Source organism: Geodermatophilus pulveris (assembly GCF_900188375.1).
Classification (GTDB): domain Bacteria; phylum Actinomycetota; class Actinomycetes; order Mycobacteriales; family Geodermatophilaceae; genus Geodermatophilus; species Geodermatophilus pulveris.
The window spans coordinates 90,168-105,778 of the sequence record NZ_FZOO01000010.1 but is presented as its reverse complement, the minus strand read 5'-3'; the positions used below and the strand labels follow the sequence as shown (position 1 = coordinate 105,778).

The following is a 15,611-nucleotide window of genomic DNA, read 5'->3' as shown; positions in this document are numbered from 1 at the left end:
GTAGCTCGGCGCCGGGTGGCTCAGCGCCGCCGGCGCCGGGCGGCCAGGACGACGAGCAGCAGGGCGGCGGCGCCGGCGAGCGTCCACCGGGCCGCGTCGCTGGAGCGCACCAGGCCCAGGGTGTCGACGTGCACCCGCCGGGTGCCCCAGAGCAGGCCCCCGACCGGTGAGTCGACGCCCGCGCCGATGACGGCGACGTCCCCGGTGGGGGCGGCCAGCACCCCGGTGAGCCCGTCGGCGGCCAGCCGGTCGGCGAGGGTCGCCACGCCGTCCCGTGGCGACCCCGCCCCGGCCGCCCGCGCCGCCGTGCGCAGCTGGTCGACCAGCCCGCGCACGTCGTCGGCGACCACCCGCACCCGCGCGCCGGAGGACTCCACCCGCACCGGGGCGCCGTCCACCTCGAGGGAGAGGTCGGCGTCCACGTGCAGGCGTCCGGCGTCCGGCGTCATCCCCGGCTGGCGTTCTCGGACGTGGTGATCCGCAGCGTGCCGTTGAGCCGCCACGTCGCCCGCGGGGCCTGCGGGCCGGTCTCGCGCGGCACCTCGACCACCATGTCGACGAACTCGTAGTTGATCGCCGCGCCCTTGCCGGTCAGGTAGCTCCACATCTCCTTGCCGAGGTCGGCGAAGCTCGTGGTCTCGTGGGACTTGATGTCGCGGCTGCCGGTCGCCGCGTCGTTGCTGGTCATGCTGGTCATCGAGGTGCCTCGCTCCGATCGGTGGCTGGCCGGGACGCCGGTCGCGCCCCCGGGCCAGCATCGGCCTGCGCGCCCGGTCGCGCCAACCGATCTCCGCGGCCGGGTTGGGCCGGCCGCCGGGCGGGCAGGGAGCCGACCATGGCCTTCCTCGCCGCAGACGACCGCTACGACTCGATGACCTACCGGCGCACCGGCCGCAGCGGGCTGGACCTCCCGGCGGTCAGCCTCGGGCTGTGGCACAACTTCGGGGACGACGTCCCGTTCGACCGGCAGCGCGCCATCCTGCGCCGCGCCTTCGACCTCGGCGTCACCCACTTCGACCTGGCCAACAACTACGGCCCGCCCTACGGCAGCGCCGAGACCAACTTCGGCCGGCACCTGCGCGACGACCTCGCCCCCTACCGCGACGAGCTGGTCATCTCCTCCAAGGCCGGCTACGACATGTGGCCCGGCCCGTACGGCCAGGGCGGTGGCGGGCGCAAGTACGTGCTGGCCAGCCTGGACCAGTCGCTGCGCCGGATGGGCCTGGAGTACGTCGACGTCTTCTACTCCCACCGGCCGGACCCGACCACGCCGCTGGGGGAGACGATGGGCGCGCTGCACACCGCCGTCCGGTCCGGCCGGGCGCTCTACGCCGGCATCTCCAGCTACTCGCCGGAGGACACCGCGCGGGCGGCGGAGATCCTCGCCGACCTGGGGACGCCGCTGCTGATCCACCAGCCGTCCTACTCGATGCTCAACCGCTGGATCGAGACCGAGGGCCTGCTGGACACCCTCGAGGACGTCGGCGCCGGGTGCATCGCGTTCTCCCCGCTGGCCCAGGGCATGCTCACCGGCAAGTACCTGGACGGCGTCCCGGAGGGCTCGCGCGCCAGCCAGGGCAAGTCGCTGTCCACCGACCTCCTCACCGAGGAGTCGCTCGGCCACGTGCGCGCGCTGGACGAGATCGCCGGCAAGCGCGGGCAGAGCCTGGCGCAGATGGCGCTGGCCTGGGCGCTGCGCGACCCGCGGGTGACCTCCGTGCTGATCGGCGCGAGCAGCGTGGCGCAGCTGGAGCAGAACGTCGGCGCGCTGCAGCAGCTCGACTTCTCCGACGAGGAGCTGGCGGCCATCGACCAGCACGCCGTCGACTCCGGCATCGACCTGTGGGAGGCCCCCCGGACGGCCGGGTGACGGCGCCCCGCCCGGCCGGCCCGGGCCGCGTGGCAGGGTCGGCGGCGTGGAGCTCGACGAGGTCGCCGACGAGCTGTACGCGGTGCCGCCGGAGGAGTTCGTCGCGGTGCGCACCCAGCGGCAGCACGACGCCCGGGCCGCGGGCGACCGGACCCTGGCCCGCGAGATCGGGGCGCTGCCCAAGCCGACCGTGGCCGCCTGGGTGTGCAACCTGCTGGCGCGCGAGCAGCGGGCGGAGATCGAGGGTCTGGTCGAGCTCGGCGAGCTGCTGCGCCAGGCGCAGGAGAGCCTGGCCGGCGACCAGCTGCGCGCCCTGGACCGCCAGCGCGCCCAGCTGCTCACCGCGCTGACCCGCCAGGCGACCGCGCTGGCCCGGGAGCGCGGCGCCCGGGTGGGCGGTGCGGTGGAGGCCCAGGTCGCAGACACCCTGCGCGCGGCGATGGCCGACCCCGAGGCCGGCGCGGCGCTGCTGTCCGGCCGGCTCACCGCCGCGATGTCCTACAGCGGCCTGGGGACGACGGGCACCCGGCCGGCGCTGCGGATCGTGCCGCCCCGCACCGGGGAGCCCCCGCCGGCGCGGGACCGGACCCGGGGGGCCGACCGTCGCGACCGGGCCGCGGAGCGGGCCCGCCGCGAGGAGGCCCGCCGCGCGGCCGAGGACCGCCGCCGGCGGGAGCTGGAGGAGGCCCGCGCCGCGGTGCGGGAGGCCACCGAAGCGGCCGCGGAGGCCGCCGCCGAGGCCGAGGAGGAGCGCCAGCGGGTCGACGACCTCGACGCCCGCCGCGCCGACCTGCAGGCGCGGGTGCAGGAGCTGTCCGACGAGCTGGCCCGCACGGAGCAGGACGCCGCGCGGACCGCCGAGGAGCTCCGCCGCGCCGAGCGGCACCGGCGGACCGCCGAGCGGCACGCCACCGAGGCCGCCGCGGCCCGCGACCGGGCGCTGGCCGCGCTGCGCGCCCTCGAGGAGGGCTGAGCCGGCCGCGGAGGCTCACCCCATCGTCCGCTGGCCGTCGAGGGTCTCCCGCAGGATGTCCGCGTGCCCGGCGTGCTGGGCGGTCTCGGCGATGATGTGCAGGAAGACCCGGCGGGCCGAGCGGGTCGCGCCCGGCTCGAACCACGGCGCCTCGGGCAGCGGGTGCGACGCCCCGAGGTCCGGCAGGGTGCGCACCAGGTCGTCGGTGCGGCACGCGACCTCCGCGTAGTCCGCGAGGACGCCGTCCAGCGTCTCGCCGGGGCCCATCCGGAACTCCTCGACCCGCGCGGCCAGCGGGTCGACGTCGTCCGGACCGGCCATCCCGGCCGCCCCCGCCACGACGAACGCGGCCCAGGACGCCTCCGTGCGGGCGACGTGCTTGACCAGTCCGCCGAGGGTGAGCTCGCTGGCCGTCGGCCGCAGCCGGGCCTGCTCGTCGGTGAGGCCGCGGACGGCGAACCGGAGGAAGTGCCGGTGCACCGCCAGCGCCTCCAACAGGTCGGCCCGCTCGCCGGTGGGGGTGGTCGTGGTGTCCATGGGGTCCGCCTCCGCTGTCCGGTGTCGCTGACGAGGACCACGCTAGGGACCGCAGCGGACGGATCCTGACCGCAATCCGGGGCAGGATCGCCGCGTGGGCGACCCCTCCGCGCGGACCCTGCGCCTGCTCTCCCTGCTGCAGCAGCGCCGGTACTGGGCCGGGCCCGACCTCGCCGGCCGGCTCGGCGTCTCCGCCCGCACCCTGCGCCGGGACGTCGACCGGCTGCGGGAGCTCGGCTACCCCGTCGAGGCGCAGCGCGGTGTCGACGGCGGGTACCAGCTCGCCCCCGGCGCCGCCCTGCCCCCGCTGGTGCTCGACGACGAGGAGGCGGTGGCGCTGGCCGTCGGCCTGCAGACCGCCGCGCAGAGCGCGGTCGCCGGCACCGCGGAGTCGTCGGTGCGGGCGCTGGCCAAGGTCGTGCAGGTGATGCCGACCCGGCTGCGGCGCCGGGTGGAGGCGCTGCGCGCGGTGACCGACCCGGTGCCCTGGGCCGGCCCGCGGCACTTCGTGGACCCGGAGGCGCTGACCGTCGTGGCCCAGGCCTGCCGGGACGAGGAGCGGCTGTCCTTCGGCTACACCGCCGCCGACGCCACGCCGTCGGAGCGGCACGTGGAGCCGCACCGGCTGGTCACCCTCGGCCGGCGCTGGTACCTCGTCGGCTACGACCTCGACCGCGGCGACTGGCGCAGCTTCCGCCTCGACCGGCTGGCCCGGCCCCGGCCGACCGGGACCCGGTTCGCGCCGCGGTGGCTGCCCGCCGAGGGCGCCGTCGCCTTCGTCCGGGCCGGCACGACCGGCCAGGGCGGCCCCACCGCGGTGGAGTTCCTCGTCGACGCCCCCGCCGGCCGGGTGCGGGCGCGGATCGGCCGGTGGGCGCGCGTCGAGGACGACGGCCCGGGCCGCAGCCGGGTGCACATGGAGGCCGACGGGCTGGACTGGCCGGCGTTCGCCATCGGCACGCTGGGCGCCGAGGTGACCGTCGTCTCGCCGCCGGAGCTGCTGCAGCAGCTGCACGAGTGGGGACGCCGGTTCGGCCGGGCCGGTCCCGACCAGGACTGAGCTCGACCCGCATCGGACCGCCCGGCCGGCTGCACGGGTGGGGGCAGAGCCCGGCACCGGACCGGTCCCGTCACACCCCTGGTCCACCCTGAGTCCCGTACCCCACCGTCCCGGGGAGGCCACCATGACCCGCACCGTGACCCGCACAGCCGCCGATCTGGGCACCCTCGACCTGCAGATCGTCGTCGCCCACAGCGCCGTGCGCGCCGCCCGCAGCGCCGCCGTCCGCTGCCCGTCGGGGGAGAACGCCCGCCGGGTGGCCGAGGCCGAGGCCGAGGTGGACGCCCTGCTCGACCGGCGCCTCGCCCTGCGCTGAGCACCCGGCCCGCGACCGCGCTGCGGGCCGGGCCCGACCGCCGCAGCATGGGCGGCATGACCGAGGACCCCGCACCCCGCGTCGCCGTCGTCACCGGCTCGGAGTCCGGCATCGGCCGGGCCGCCGCCGTCGCGCTGGCCCGGGCCGGCTGCGACGTCGGCATCACCTGGTACCGCGCGGAGGCCGACGCCGAGGCCACCGCCGCGGAGGTGCGGGCCCTGGGCCGGCGCGCCGAGGTGCGGCACGTCGACCTCACCCGGCTGCCGGAGGCCGCCGACGTGGTCGACGAGCTCGCCGAGGCCCTCGGCGGGGTCGACGTCCTGGTCAACGACGCGGGCACCGGGCACGCGACGTCGGTCCTCGACACCGACTACGCGACCTGGCGGGAGGTGCTGGCCACCGACCTGGACGCGGCGTTCCTGTGCCTGCAGCGGGCCGCGCGGCGGATGGTCGCGGCCGGCCGCGGCGGGCGGATCGTCAACGTCACCAGCGTGCACGAGCACCAGCCGCGGGTGGGTGCGGCGGCCTACTGCGCGGCCAAGGGCGGGCTGGGCCTGCTCACCCGGGTGGCCGCGATCGAGCTGGCCGAGCACGGCATCACCGTCAACGCCGTCGCGCCCGGGGAGATCGCCACCCCGATGACCGGCCAGGAGGACGAGGACCCCGCCGCGCCCGGCCACGAGCGGCCCGGCATCCCGCTGCGCCGCCCGGGCGACGCGCGCGAGGTGGCCGCGGTCGTGGCCTTCCTCGCCTCGCCCGAGGCCGGCTACGTGACCGGCTCGTCCTACGTCGTGGACGGCGGGATGCTGCAGATGGGGCCGATGGCCGGGTCGCACCTGACCGCCGACGACTGGCGCCGCCCCTGAACGGTGAGGTGCTGGAACAGCCCTCCTGCAGGCGGAAGGACCCCGTCCTCCTCACCGCTCGCAGGCTCGCGGCGAGCCTCTGGACGGGGCCAGACGCGAGCTCGCGAGCGATGGGGCAGGGCGGTCCTCCGTCAGGAGCGGCGGTCGCGCTTGGCGCGGTAGAGCTCGGCGTCGGCGCGCATCAGCATCTCGGTGAGGGTGTCGCCGGGCTGGGCGGTCGCGGTCCCGGCCGACCAGGGGGCCGGGTGGCCGGAGCGCAGCCGGGCCAGCAGGTCCCCGGCCCGGTCGGCGTCGGTGTCCGGCAGGCTCAGCACGAACTCGTCGCCGCCGTAGCGGCCGAGCAGGTCCGACAGCCGCAGCTCCGCGCTCCACGCGCCGGCCAGGGCCTGCAGCAGCGTGTCGCCCGCGCCGTGGCCCAGCCGGTCGTTGACCGCCTTGAAGCCGTCCAGGTCGATGAGCGCGACGGTGAACGGCTCCCCGCTGCGCAGCGCGTGCGCCAGGCTCCGCTCGGCAGCCGCCTGCCAGGCGCGCCGGTTGGCCAGCCCGGTCAGCGGGTCGGTGCCCGCCGCGCGTCGCAGGTCACCGGAGATGCGGGCCTGGGCCTCGGTGAGGACGACGACGGTGACCACCGTGGTGAGCCACTGCGGGAAGAACCCCGCCGGTGCGGCGGCCAGCGCACCGGCGGTGGCCACGGTGAGCAGCAGCGCGACGTGCGCCCGGGCGACCGGGCGGGAGAACGAGTGCGCGGCGAAGACCGCCACGGTCACCATCGCCGGGCCCAGGCCGACGATGCCCACCGCGGTCGCGGAGCGCCAGGCCAGCACGCCGATGGCGACCGACGGCAGGGCGACGGCCGCGTGCAGCGCCCGCGGGCCCAGCCGGTCGCGGCGCAGCCACAGCAGAGCCGACACGGCGGCGCCCAGGAGGGCCAGCACCCACAGGATCACGACCGGCGTGCGCGGCGAGGCGGGCACCAGGGCCCCCACGGCGCACAGCCCCGCGCCGACCGCGTACAGCAGCGCGAGCAGCGCGATGCCGCCCGGTCGTGCGGTGAGCATGCTCCCCCCGTTCATCCGGGTCAGGATCACCCGCCCGGACGACACTCCGCAGCCCTGCGTGACCGCCTCCACCACATGGGGGGGCACCGACGCCCGACCGGGGGACGCCGGTGTGACTCCGCGTCACCCCGAGCCCGGCCTGGCGTCACCTCCCGGTCAGCTCGGTGGGCACCGTGACGACGTCGACCATCGCGCCGCGGCGGTGCACCGTCACTGGCAGCGGCCGGCCGATCGCCTCGTCGAACAGCAGCCGCTGCAGGCTCTGCGCCTCCGCGACCGGCCGCCGCGCGGCCTCCAGCACCAGGTCGCCGGGCTTGAGCCCGGCCCGGTCGGCCGGCGAGCCGGGCACCACGTCGACGACCCGCAGCCCGCGCCGGCGTCCGGTGCGTTCGGCCAGCGGCGCCGGCAGCGGCGCGGGCGTGCTGACCAGCCCGAGGTAGGCCCGGCGGACCCGGCCGTCGCGCACCAGCGCGTCGACGATCCGCCGGGTGGTGTCGTTGACCGGCACCGCCAGGCCCAGCCCCCAGCCCGCCACGGCGGTGTTGACGCCGACCACCCGGCCGGCGGAGTCGGCCAGCGCGCCGCCGGAGTTGCCCGGGTTGAGCGCGGCGTCGGTCTGGATGACGTCCTCGACCACCCGCGCGGTGCGGCCGTCGCGGGTGGGCAGCGACCGGCCCAGCCCACTGACGACGCCGGCGGTCACCGAGCCGGCCAGCCCCAGCGGGTTGCCGACGGCGACGACGAGCTGGCCGACGCGCAGGGTCGCGGCGTCCCCGAGCCGGGCCGGCGGGGGAGTGGCCCCGCGCGCCCGGACGACGGCGAGGTCCGACAGCGGGTCGGCGCCGACGACGTCGACGTCGGTCTCGCTGCCGTCGGCGAACACCGCCCGGCCGCCGCGGGCCCGGCCGACCACGTGCGCGTTGGTGAGCATCAGCCCGTCGCCGGGCACGACGACCGCCGACCCGGCGCCGCCGCGCCCGTCCGGGGCGGTCACCTGCAGGGCGGCGACGTGCGGGGTGAGCTCGGCGGCGACGGCGGTGACGACCTGCGAGTAGGTGTCGAGCAGGTCGGAGTCCAGGGGTCCGGACACGGCACACCTCCCGATGACCTGATTACGTGCTTACACCAGTGAACCCCGCATCGGCCGGGCGCGGGAGCGGTCATGCCGTGGGCGAACAGCCGCCCGATACTGGCGCCGTGACGATCCCGGCGACCATCCCGGCGGCGGCCCGGCGGGCCGCGGCGGAGCAGGCGTGGGCGCGGCTGCGGCCGAGGCTGGAGGCGGAGGCGGTCGCCGCCCTGGGCCCCGCGGAGGGGGACGCCTTCCTCGCCCGCGCCGACCTCTCCCTCTACGACGTGCACGAGCCGGTGGCCACCCTCTACGGGGAGGACGCCGCCGACGAGCTCGTGGCCCGGGCGCTGCGGGCCGCCCTCGCCGCGGCCGCCGAGCGGCCGGAGGAGCTGCGCCGCCTGGACCGGCGCCGGGAGATCGACCCCGCGTGGTTCCAGCGGTCCCGGGTGCAGGGCTACGTCTGCTACGTCGACCGGTTCTGCGGCACCCTCGACCGGCTGCCCGGCCGGCTGGACCACCTCGCGGGGCTGGGCACCACCTACCTGCACCTCATGCCGCTGCTGCGGCCCCGGCCCGGGGAGAACGACGGCGGCTACGCGGTCATGGACTACCGCGCGGTCGACCCCCGGCTGGGGACCATGGCCGACCTGGAGGCCGTCGCCGGCGCGCTGCACGGGCGGGGCATGGCCCTGTGCATCGACCTGGTGCTCAACCACACCGCCCGCGAGCACCCCTGGGCGCAGGCCTGGCTGGCCGGCGACCCCGCCTTCGCCGGCTACTACACCGCCTTCCCCGACCGCACGCTGCCCGACGCCTACGACGCGACGATCCCCCCGGTGTTCCCCGACCGGGCGCCGGGGTCGTTCAGCTGGGTGCCGGAGGCGTGCGGCGGAGCCGGCGGCTGGGTGTGGACGACGTTCTGGCCCTACCAGTGGGACCTCGACTACACCAACCCCGAGGTGACCCTGGCGATGCTGGGGGAGATCACCTGGCTGGCCAACCGCGGCGTGGACGTGTTCCGCATGGACGCCGTCCCGTTCATGTGGAAGCGGCTGGGCACCAGCTGCCAGAACCAGCCGGAGGGCCACACCCTGCTGCAGCTGCTGCACGCGCTGACCCGGCTGGCCGCCCCGGGCGTCGTCTTCAAGGCCGAGGCGATCGTGTCGCCCGACGACCTGGTCGCCTACCTCGGCGGCCACGACCGCTACCGGCCGGAGTGCGAGCTGGCTTACCACAACCAGCTCATGGTGCTGCTGTGGAGCAGCCTGGCCACCCGCGACGTCCGGTTGGCCCGGCAGTCGCTGCGCCGGATGCGGCCGGTCCCGCCGACGGCCACCTGGGTCACCTACGTGCGCGGCCACGACGACATCGGCTGGGCGGTCACCGACGAGGACGCCGCCGCGGTGGGCCTGGACGGCTTCGCCCACCGCCGGTTCCTCAACGACTTCTACGCCGGCCGCTTCCCCGGCTCGTTCGCCCGCGGCGCGCTGTTCCAGGAGGACGAGGCCACCGGCGACGCCCGCATCTCCGGCTCGGCGGCGTCGCTGTGCGGCATCGAGGCCGCGCTGGAGGCCGGGGACGACGCCGCGCTGGACGCCGGCGTGCGCCGGCTGCTGCTGCTCCACGCCGTCGCGTTCTCGTACGGCGGCATCCCGCTGCTCTACATGGGCGACGAGCTGGCCCTGCGCAACGACACCGGCTACCTCGCCGACCCCGCGCGGGCCCCGGACAACCGCTGGATGCACCGCCCGCCGATGGACTGGGCCGCCGCCGCCCGGGCCGGCGACCCGGACACCCTGGAGGGGCGGGTGTGCGCCGGCATCCGGCGGCTGGGCGAGGTGCGCCGGTCGCTGCTGGCGCTGCGCGGTGGCGTGGAGTCCGCGGTGGTCGACGCCGGCAGCGACGCGGTGCTGGCGTGGCGGCGCAAGCACCCGCGCAGCGGCACCTTCGTCGGGGTGGCCAACTTCTCCCCGGACCCGCAGGCCGTGGACGCCGACACCGTCACCGGCTTCGGCGGCTTCGCCCAGGTGCACGGCAGCGACGGCGTCCTCCCGGTGCGCGGCGGGCGGGTCGTCGTCCCCGGGCTGGGGTTCGCCTGGTACGCCGAGCCGTGACCGTCCCGCGGCGCGGACACCGGCTGCGAGTCGCGAGGTGCTCGGGACGGCGCGGCCGGAGCCGGATGACCGGCGGGCCCTCGGGGTAGCGGGACGGGCATGACCGGACCACGCCCCCTCGCCCTCGTCACCGGCGCATCCAGCGGCATCGGCTTCGAGCTGGCCCGCCAGTTCGCCGAGCACGGCTTCGACCTGCTGGTCAATGCCGAGGACACCGCCATCGACACCGCCGCGGCCAGGCTGCGCGGCTCGGGCACGTCGGTGTCGGCGTTCCGGGCCGACCTGCGCACCGCCGAGGGCGTCGAGGCCCTGCACGCCGCCGTCCGGGCCACCGGGCGCCCCCTGGCCGCCGCCGCGCTCAACGCCGGCGTCGGCCAGGGCGGGGCGTTCGTCGACACCCCGGTGGAGGCGGAGGTGGAGATCATCGACCTCAACGTCACCTCGACGGTGCGGCTGGCCAAGCTGGTGCTGCGCGACATGGCCGCCCGCGGGGAGGGCCGGGTGCTGTTCACCTCCTCGATCGCCTCGACGATGCCCGGGTCGTTCCAGGCGGTCTACAACGCGTCGAAGTCCTTCGTGCAGTCCTTCGCCGAGGCGCTGGCCGAGGAGCTCAAGGACAGCGGCGTCACGGTCACCTCGCTGATGCCCGGCCCGACCGACACCGAGTTCTTCGAGCGCGGCGAGCTCATGGACACCAAGGTCGGCACCGGCCCCAAGGACGACCCCGCGCAGGTCGCCGCGCAGGGGTACGAGGCGCTGATGGACGGCGAACGGAAGGTGGTCGCCGGGTCGCTGTCGACCAAGGCGCAGGGGCTGGCCAACAAGGTGCTGCCCGACGCGCTCAAGGGCAAGGCGCACCGGCAGATGGCGGAGCCGGGTTCCGGGGAGTGACCGGGCCCGCGGCCGCCGGCCGGCTCACCGCCCGGCCGGTGGCCGCACCCGCCGCCGTCCCGTACCCGCCGGGGCGGCACGCCCTGGCGCTCGGGCCGCACGACCGGGCGCAGCTGCTGGTGCCCGCGGGGCCGCCCCGGCCGCGGCCGCTGCTGGTCTTCTTCCACGGCGCCGGTGGCACGCCGGAGCAGAGCCTGGCCGCGGTCGGCGACCCGGCCACCGCCCGCGACGCGCTGGTGCTGGCGCCCGCGTCGGCCGCCGCCACCTGGGACCTGCTGGCCGGCGGCCTGGGCCGCGACGTCGCGGTGCTCGACGCCGCGCTGCAGGCCGTCGTCGCCCGGCAGGCGCTGACCTCGGTGGCGTTCGGCGGCTTCTCCGACGGCGCGTCGTACGCGCTGAGCCTCGGGCTGGCCAACGGCGACCTGGTCGACGCGGTGCTGGCGCTCTCGCCGGGCTTCGCCGCCCCGCCCCGGCTCGCCGGCCGCCCGCGGGTGTGGATCTCCCACGGCACCGGCGACCGGGTGCTGCCGGTCGACCGGTGCGGCCGCCGGCTGGCCCGCGACCTGGACGCCGGCGGCTACGAGGTCACCTACACCGAGTTCGACGGCGGCCACGTCGTCCGTCCCGAGGACGTGGCCGGCGCCCTCACCACCTGGCTCGGCTAGGCCGACTCGCGCTCGGTGACGTCGGTCGCCGCCGCCGCCGGGTCCTTGGGGCCGCCGGTCTTGGAGGCCGCGAAGCCCGGGCCGAGCCGCTCGAGGGCCAGCCGGCCGTAGACCTGCTGCTGGGTGGCCACCCGCTGGGACCGGCCGCGGCCGAGGAAGCTGACCGCCCAGTGCAGCACCGTGGTGACGCGGCTCTTGAAGCCGACGATGTAGACGAGGTGCACGGCCAGCCACAGCACCCAGGCGAGGAAGCCCTCGAACTTCGCGCCCTTGATGTCGGCCACCGCGGAGAACCGCGAGATGGTGGCCATGTTGCCCTTGTCCCGGTAGCGGAACGGCCCGCGCGGCGGGCGCCCCTGGACCCGCCGGGCGACGGCGTCGGCGGCGTACCGGCCGCCCTGGATGGCCACCTGGGCCACCCCGGGCAGGCCGCTGGCCACCATGTCGCCGACGAGGTGCACCTCCGGGTGCCCGGGCAGGGTGAGGTCGGGCAGCACGCTGATCCGCCCGGCCCGGTCGACCTCGGCCCCGGACCGGTCGGCGAGCAGCCGGCCCAGCGGGCTCGCCTGCACCCCGGCGGCCCACACCTTGGTGGCCGCGGAGATCCGGCGCAGCTCGCCGCCGGCGTCCTTGACGGTCAGGCCGTCGGCGTCGACGTCGGTCACCATGGCGCCGAGCTGGACCTCGATGCCCATCTCGTTCATGTGCCGGCGGGCGCGCTCGCCCAGCTTCTCCCCGAACGGGGGCAGCACCTGCGGGGCCGCGTCGAGCAGGACGACGCGGGCCTGGGTCGGGTCGATCGACCGGAAGTCGCGGCGCAGCGTGCGGTGGGCCAGCTCGGCGATCTGCCCGGCCATCTCCACCCCGGTGGGGCCGGCACCGACGACGACGAAGGTCAGCAACCGGTCGCGCTCGGCCGGGTCGGTGGACAGCTCGGCCAGCTCGAAGGCGCCGAAGATGCGGCCCCGCAGCTCCAGGGCGTCGTCGATGCTCTTCATGCCCGGCGCGAACTCGGCGAAGTGGTCGTTGCCGAAGTAGGACTGGCCGGCGCCGGCGGCGACGATCAGCTCGTCGTAGGGGTGCACCAGGGTGCGGCCCAGGATGGACGACGTCACGGTGCGACCGGCCAGGTCGATGTCGGTGACCTCGCCGAGCACGACGCGGGCGTTCTCCTGGTGGCGCAGCACCTCCCGGGTGGCCGGGGCGATCTCGCCCTCCGACAGGATGCCGGTGGCCACCTGGTAGAGCAGCGGCTGGAACAGGTGGTGGCCGGTCTTGCCGATGACGGTGACGTCGACCGGCGCCCGGCGCAGCGCCTTGGCCGCGAAGAGCCCGCCGAAGCCGGAGCCGATGACGACGACCCGGGGCCGACGGGACGGGGAGGCGCCGGCGGGGCCGGTCGCCGGGGATGTCGTCATGATGACCTCAGTCTCCCACCTCGGGACCTCCCGCCCGGGCCGGCCGGGAGCGATCCGGAGCACACCGTTCGACCTGCTGTGCTACCCGCCGACGGGCCGCTCACGCCGCCGCGGTAGACCCGTCCGGTGCCCGCACCCGTGATCCGGCCGGTCCTGGTCCCCGGCCTGGGCCTCGACACGCGGTCCTCGGCCCGGCTGCGGGCGGAGCTGCCCGCCGACGTCGTCCTGCTGCCGGGGATGGGGCTGCCCGGCCCGGTGCCCTCGGTGGACCGGCTGGCCGCCCTGCTGCGGGACCGGCTGGGGGCGGGCCCGGTGCTGCTGGTCGGTCACTCGCAGGGCTGCCAGGTGGCCGCCGCCGCGGCCGGGGACCCGCGGGTGGCCGGGGTCGTCCTGCTCGGGCCGACCACCGACCCCCGGCTGCGGTCGGCGCGCCGGCTGGTGCTGCGCTGGCTGGCGACGGCGATCGGCGAGCCGTGGTGGCAGCTGCCGCTGGTCGCCGTCCAGTGGCTGTCCACCGGGCCGTCGGCCATGCGGCGGCTGTGGCGGTCGGCCTCCCCGGACCCGATCGACGTCCGGCTGGGGGCGGTCGCCGTGCCGGTCACCGTCGTCCGGGGCACCCGCGACCGGCTGTGCCCGCACGACTGGGCCGCCGCCGTGGCGGCCGCGGCCCCGCACGGCCGGCTGGTCGAGCTGCCCGGGGCCGCGCACATGGCGGTGCAGACCCACCCGCGCGAGGTGGCGCGGGTGCTGCGGCAGGCCCGCTCGGCGTCGGCCGCCCACCGCGACCGGCGGGCGTGACGGTTTCGACGCCGCCGGGACGGTCATGCACCGGGTGCGCCGCACCCACCGCCGACACCGAGGAGGGCCCGTGCAGGTCAGGGACGTGATGACCCGCGACGTGGTCACGGCAGGCCCGGGGACGCCGGTCCGGCAGGCCGCCGGGCTGATGGCCGAGGGCGGCTTCGCCGCGCTGCCGGTGGTCGACGACGGGGGCCGCCTGGTCGGCATCGTCGCCGAGGCCGACGTGCTGCGCGACCGGCTGCCCGAGGACCCGAGGCTGCACCTGCGCCGCGACGACGAGCCGCCGGCCGGGCCGCCGTCCGCCGTGGTGGGCGGGGTGATGACCACCGCGGTCCGCTCGGTCGAGGCGGCCGCCGACATCGCCGACGTCGCCCGCCTCCTGGTGCACGAGCGGCTGCGCAGCGTGCCGGTGGTCGACGGCGAGCGGCTGGTGGGCATCGTCAGCCGCCGGGACCTGCTGCGGACCCTCGTCCGCCCGGACGCGGAGATCGGCGCCGAGCTGCTGCGCCTGGTGGAGCGCTACACCGGCGAGCTCGACGCCTGGTCGGTGACCGTCGCCGACGGGGTGGCCACCGTGCGGCGCACCCGCGGCGCGCCCCAGCCCTCGGCCGAGGTCGAGGAGCGGGCGCTGACCGCGCTGGCCCGCACCGTCGGCGGGCTGGCCGGCGTGCACATCGCCCCCGCCGGGTCGCCCGCCGGCTGAGGTGAGCGCCCGCAGCGGCCCCCGGCTCGCGGGCGGGGGAGGAGAGGCCGCTGCGTGTCACGATGTGCGCGTGGCCCACTCCTCCGCCTCGGCCGGCGCGCTGCTGCGGCACGTGCGCACCGGTCGCGCGCGCAGCCGGGCCGACCTGGTCGCCCTGACCGGCGCCTCCCGCAACACCGTGAGCGCGCGGATCGACCAGCTGATCGCGGCCAACCTGCTCGCCGAGGGAGGGCGCGGCTGGAGCACCGGGGGCCGGCCGCCGACCCTGCTGGAGTTCAACCGGCGCGCCGGGTGCGTCCTCGCCGTCGACCTCGGGGTCACCAGCGTCGACGTCGCCGTCACCGACCTCTCGGCGGACGTCCTGGCCACCGTCGGCCACCCGATCGACATCGCCGAGGGCCCCGGCCCGGTGCTGGCCGAGGTCGACCGGCTGGCCCAGCTGGTGCTCGCCGAGGCGGGCCTGGAGCCGGCCGACGTGTGCGCGGTCGGCGTCGGTGTCCCGGGGCCGGTGGAGCACTCCAGCGGGCGGCCCTCGCACCCGCCGATCATGCCGGGCTGGCACGACTTCCCGATCCCCAGCGCGTTCGGGCGCTACGGGTGCCCGGTGTACGTCGACAACGACGTCAACGTCATGGCGCTGGGCGAGATCGGGGTGGCCGGGTCGGTCCAGGACGTGCTGGTGGTCAAGGTGGGCACCGGCATCGGCTGCGGCGTCATCGTCGACGGGCGGGTCTACCGCGGGGCGCAGGGCAGCGCCGGGGACATCGGGCACATCCACGTGACGACGCCGGACGGGCGGCTGGTCGTCTGCCGGTGCGGCCAGGAGAACTGCCTGGAGGCGCTCGCCGGCGGCGGGGCGCTGCTGCGCGACGCGGTCGCCGGCGGGCTCCCGGTCCGCAGCACCCGGGAGGTCGTGGAGCGCGCGGCACACGGTGACGGGGCGGCCGTCGAGCTGGTGCGGGAGGCCGGCCGGACGATCGGCACCGTCCTCGCCGCCCTGGTCAACTTCTTCAACCCGCACCGCATCGTGGTGACCGGGGGCGTCGCCCAGGCCGGGGTCCCGCTGCTGGCCGGCATCCGCGAGTCCGTCTACCGGCGGTCGATGCCGCTGGCCGCCCGGGCTCTGGAGATCAGCGTCAGCGAGGCCCCGGGGCTCTCCGGCCGGGTGGGCGCGGCGCTCATGGCCATCGAGGGCTTCCTCGACGAGGAGTCCGTCGAGCAGGCGCTCGCCCGCTGACGGCGGCGGCCCTCCGCGGAGGGCCGGTGC

17 protein-coding genes are annotated in these 15,611 nt (G+C 77.1%); 11 read left to right on the top strand and 6 right to left on the bottom strand.

Annotation, left to right across the window (positions count from 1 at the left end; all coding sequences use genetic code 11):
- Nucleotides 1-20: 20 nt before the first annotated feature.
- Together CHB98_RS18050 and CHB98_RS18045 are read right to left on the bottom strand one after the other, a co-directional pair.
- A complete protein-coding gene (locus CHB98_RS18050) occupies nucleotides 21-449 on the bottom strand; it encodes a hypothetical protein (RefSeq protein ID WP_089306984.1) in 429 nt (142 codons plus the stop codon).
- Nucleotides 446-688, bottom strand: a complete 243-nt coding sequence (locus CHB98_RS18045; RefSeq protein ID WP_179224657.1) for a hypothetical protein — start codon at nucleotides 686-688, stop codon at nucleotides 446-448. Before CHB98_RS18045 ends, CHB98_RS18050 begins: the two co-directional genes overlap by 4 nt.
- 147 nt (nucleotides 689-835) lie before the next feature.
- On the opposite strand from CHB98_RS18045, the gene mgrA reads away from it, so the two are divergent.
- Nucleotides 836-1,870, top strand: a complete 1,035-nt coding sequence (mgrA, locus tag CHB98_RS18040) for an L-glyceraldehyde 3-phosphate reductase (protein ID WP_089306982.1) — start codon at nucleotides 836-838, stop codon at nucleotides 1,868-1,870.
- Between the two features lie 46 nt (nucleotides 1,871-1,916).
- Nucleotides 1,917-2,843, top strand: coding sequence for a hypothetical protein (locus CHB98_RS18035; RefSeq protein WP_089306981.1), 927 nt, complete (start codon nucleotides 1,917-1,919; stop codon nucleotides 2,841-2,843).
- A gap of 15 nt (nucleotides 2,844-2,858) precedes the next feature.
- Here the strand turns inward: CHB98_RS18035 and CHB98_RS18030 are convergent, their stop codons facing one another.
- Nucleotides 2,859-3,380 (bottom strand): DinB family protein, encoded by a 522-nt coding sequence (locus CHB98_RS18030; protein WP_089306980.1) that lies wholly within the window; start codon nucleotides 3,378-3,380, stop codon nucleotides 2,859-2,861.
- Between the two features lie 94 nt (nucleotides 3,381-3,474).
- On the opposite strand from CHB98_RS18030, the gene CHB98_RS18025 reads away from it, so the two are divergent.
- The 3 genes from CHB98_RS18025 (at nucleotide 3,475) to CHB98_RS18015 (ending at nucleotide 5,622) form a co-directional block, all read left to right on the top strand.
- Nucleotides 3,475-4,440 carry a helix-turn-helix transcriptional regulator gene (locus CHB98_RS18025; protein WP_089306979.1) on the top strand — a complete coding sequence of 322 codons (966 nt, stop codon included), beginning with the start codon at nucleotides 3,475-3,477 and terminating at the stop codon, nucleotides 4,438-4,440.
- 124 nt (nucleotides 4,441-4,564) lie between these two features.
- Nucleotides 4,565-4,756 (top strand): hypothetical protein, encoded by a 192-nt coding sequence (locus tag CHB98_RS18020; RefSeq protein ID WP_245821363.1) that lies wholly within the window; start codon nucleotides 4,565-4,567, stop codon nucleotides 4,754-4,756.
- A gap of 56 nt (nucleotides 4,757-4,812) precedes the next feature.
- The gene (locus CHB98_RS18015) at nucleotides 4,813-5,622 is read left to right on the top strand and encodes an SDR family oxidoreductase (protein WP_089307045.1); all 810 of its coding nucleotides are present in this window, start codon (nucleotides 4,813-4,815) and stop codon (nucleotides 5,620-5,622) included.
- 131 nt (nucleotides 5,623-5,753) lie between these two features.
- On the opposite strand, the gene CHB98_RS18010 is transcribed toward CHB98_RS18015, so the two are convergent.
- Both CHB98_RS18010 and CHB98_RS18005 read right to left on the bottom strand, forming a co-directional pair.
- Nucleotides 5,754-6,695, bottom strand: coding sequence for a GGDEF domain-containing protein (locus tag CHB98_RS18010; RefSeq protein WP_143425126.1), 942 nt, complete (start codon nucleotides 6,693-6,695; stop codon nucleotides 5,754-5,756).
- Nucleotides 6,696-6,825: 130 nt separating this feature from the next.
- Complete coding sequence (locus tag CHB98_RS18005) at nucleotides 6,826-7,770, bottom strand: S1C family serine protease (RefSeq protein WP_089306977.1); 945 nt, start codon at nucleotides 7,768-7,770, stop codon at nucleotides 6,826-6,828.
- Nucleotides 7,771-7,877: 107 nt separating this feature from the next.
- Here CHB98_RS18005 and CHB98_RS18000 point away from each other — a divergent pair, with 107 nt between their 5' ends.
- The 3 genes from CHB98_RS18000 (at nucleotide 7,878) to CHB98_RS17990 (ending at nucleotide 11,422) form a co-directional block, all read left to right on the top strand.
- Complete coding sequence (locus tag CHB98_RS18000) at nucleotides 7,878-9,866, top strand: alpha-amylase family protein (protein ID WP_245821360.1); 1,989 nt, start codon at nucleotides 7,878-7,880, stop codon at nucleotides 9,864-9,866.
- Nucleotides 9,867-9,965: 99 nt separating this feature from the next.
- Complete coding sequence (locus CHB98_RS17995) at nucleotides 9,966-10,757, top strand: SDR family NAD(P)-dependent oxidoreductase (protein ID WP_089306975.1); 792 nt, start codon at nucleotides 9,966-9,968, stop codon at nucleotides 10,755-10,757.
- On the top strand, nucleotides 10,754-11,422 hold the full coding sequence (locus CHB98_RS17990) for an alpha/beta hydrolase (protein WP_089306974.1): 669 nt from the start codon (nucleotides 10,754-10,756) through the stop codon (nucleotides 11,420-11,422). Before CHB98_RS17995 ends, CHB98_RS17990 begins: the two co-directional genes overlap by 4 nt.
- Here the strand turns inward: CHB98_RS17990 and CHB98_RS17985 are convergent.
- Nucleotides 11,419-12,840, bottom strand: coding sequence for an NAD(P)/FAD-dependent oxidoreductase (locus tag CHB98_RS17985; protein WP_089307044.1), 1,422 nt, complete (start codon nucleotides 12,838-12,840; stop codon nucleotides 11,419-11,421). The two genes, CHB98_RS17990 and CHB98_RS17985, sit on opposite strands and share 4 nt — an antisense overlap.
- 126 nt (nucleotides 12,841-12,966) lie before the next feature.
- On the opposite strand from CHB98_RS17985, the gene CHB98_RS17980 reads away from it, so the two are divergent.
- The 3 genes from CHB98_RS17980 (at nucleotide 12,967) to CHB98_RS17970 (ending at nucleotide 15,581) form a co-directional block, all read left to right on the top strand.
- Nucleotides 12,967-13,638, top strand: a complete 672-nt coding sequence (locus tag CHB98_RS17980; protein WP_089306973.1) for an alpha/beta fold hydrolase — start codon at nucleotides 12,967-12,969, stop codon at nucleotides 13,636-13,638.
- A 70-nt stretch (nucleotides 13,639-13,708) separates the two neighbouring features.
- Complete coding sequence (locus tag CHB98_RS22815) at nucleotides 13,709-14,344, top strand: CBS domain-containing protein (RefSeq protein ID WP_179224655.1); 636 nt, start codon at nucleotides 13,709-13,711, stop codon at nucleotides 14,342-14,344.
- A gap of 70 nt (nucleotides 14,345-14,414) precedes the next feature.
- A complete protein-coding gene (locus CHB98_RS17970; protein ID WP_089307043.1) occupies nucleotides 14,415-15,581 on the top strand; it encodes an ROK family protein in 1,167 nt (388 codons plus the stop codon).
- Nucleotides 15,582-15,611: the final 30 nt, after the last annotated feature.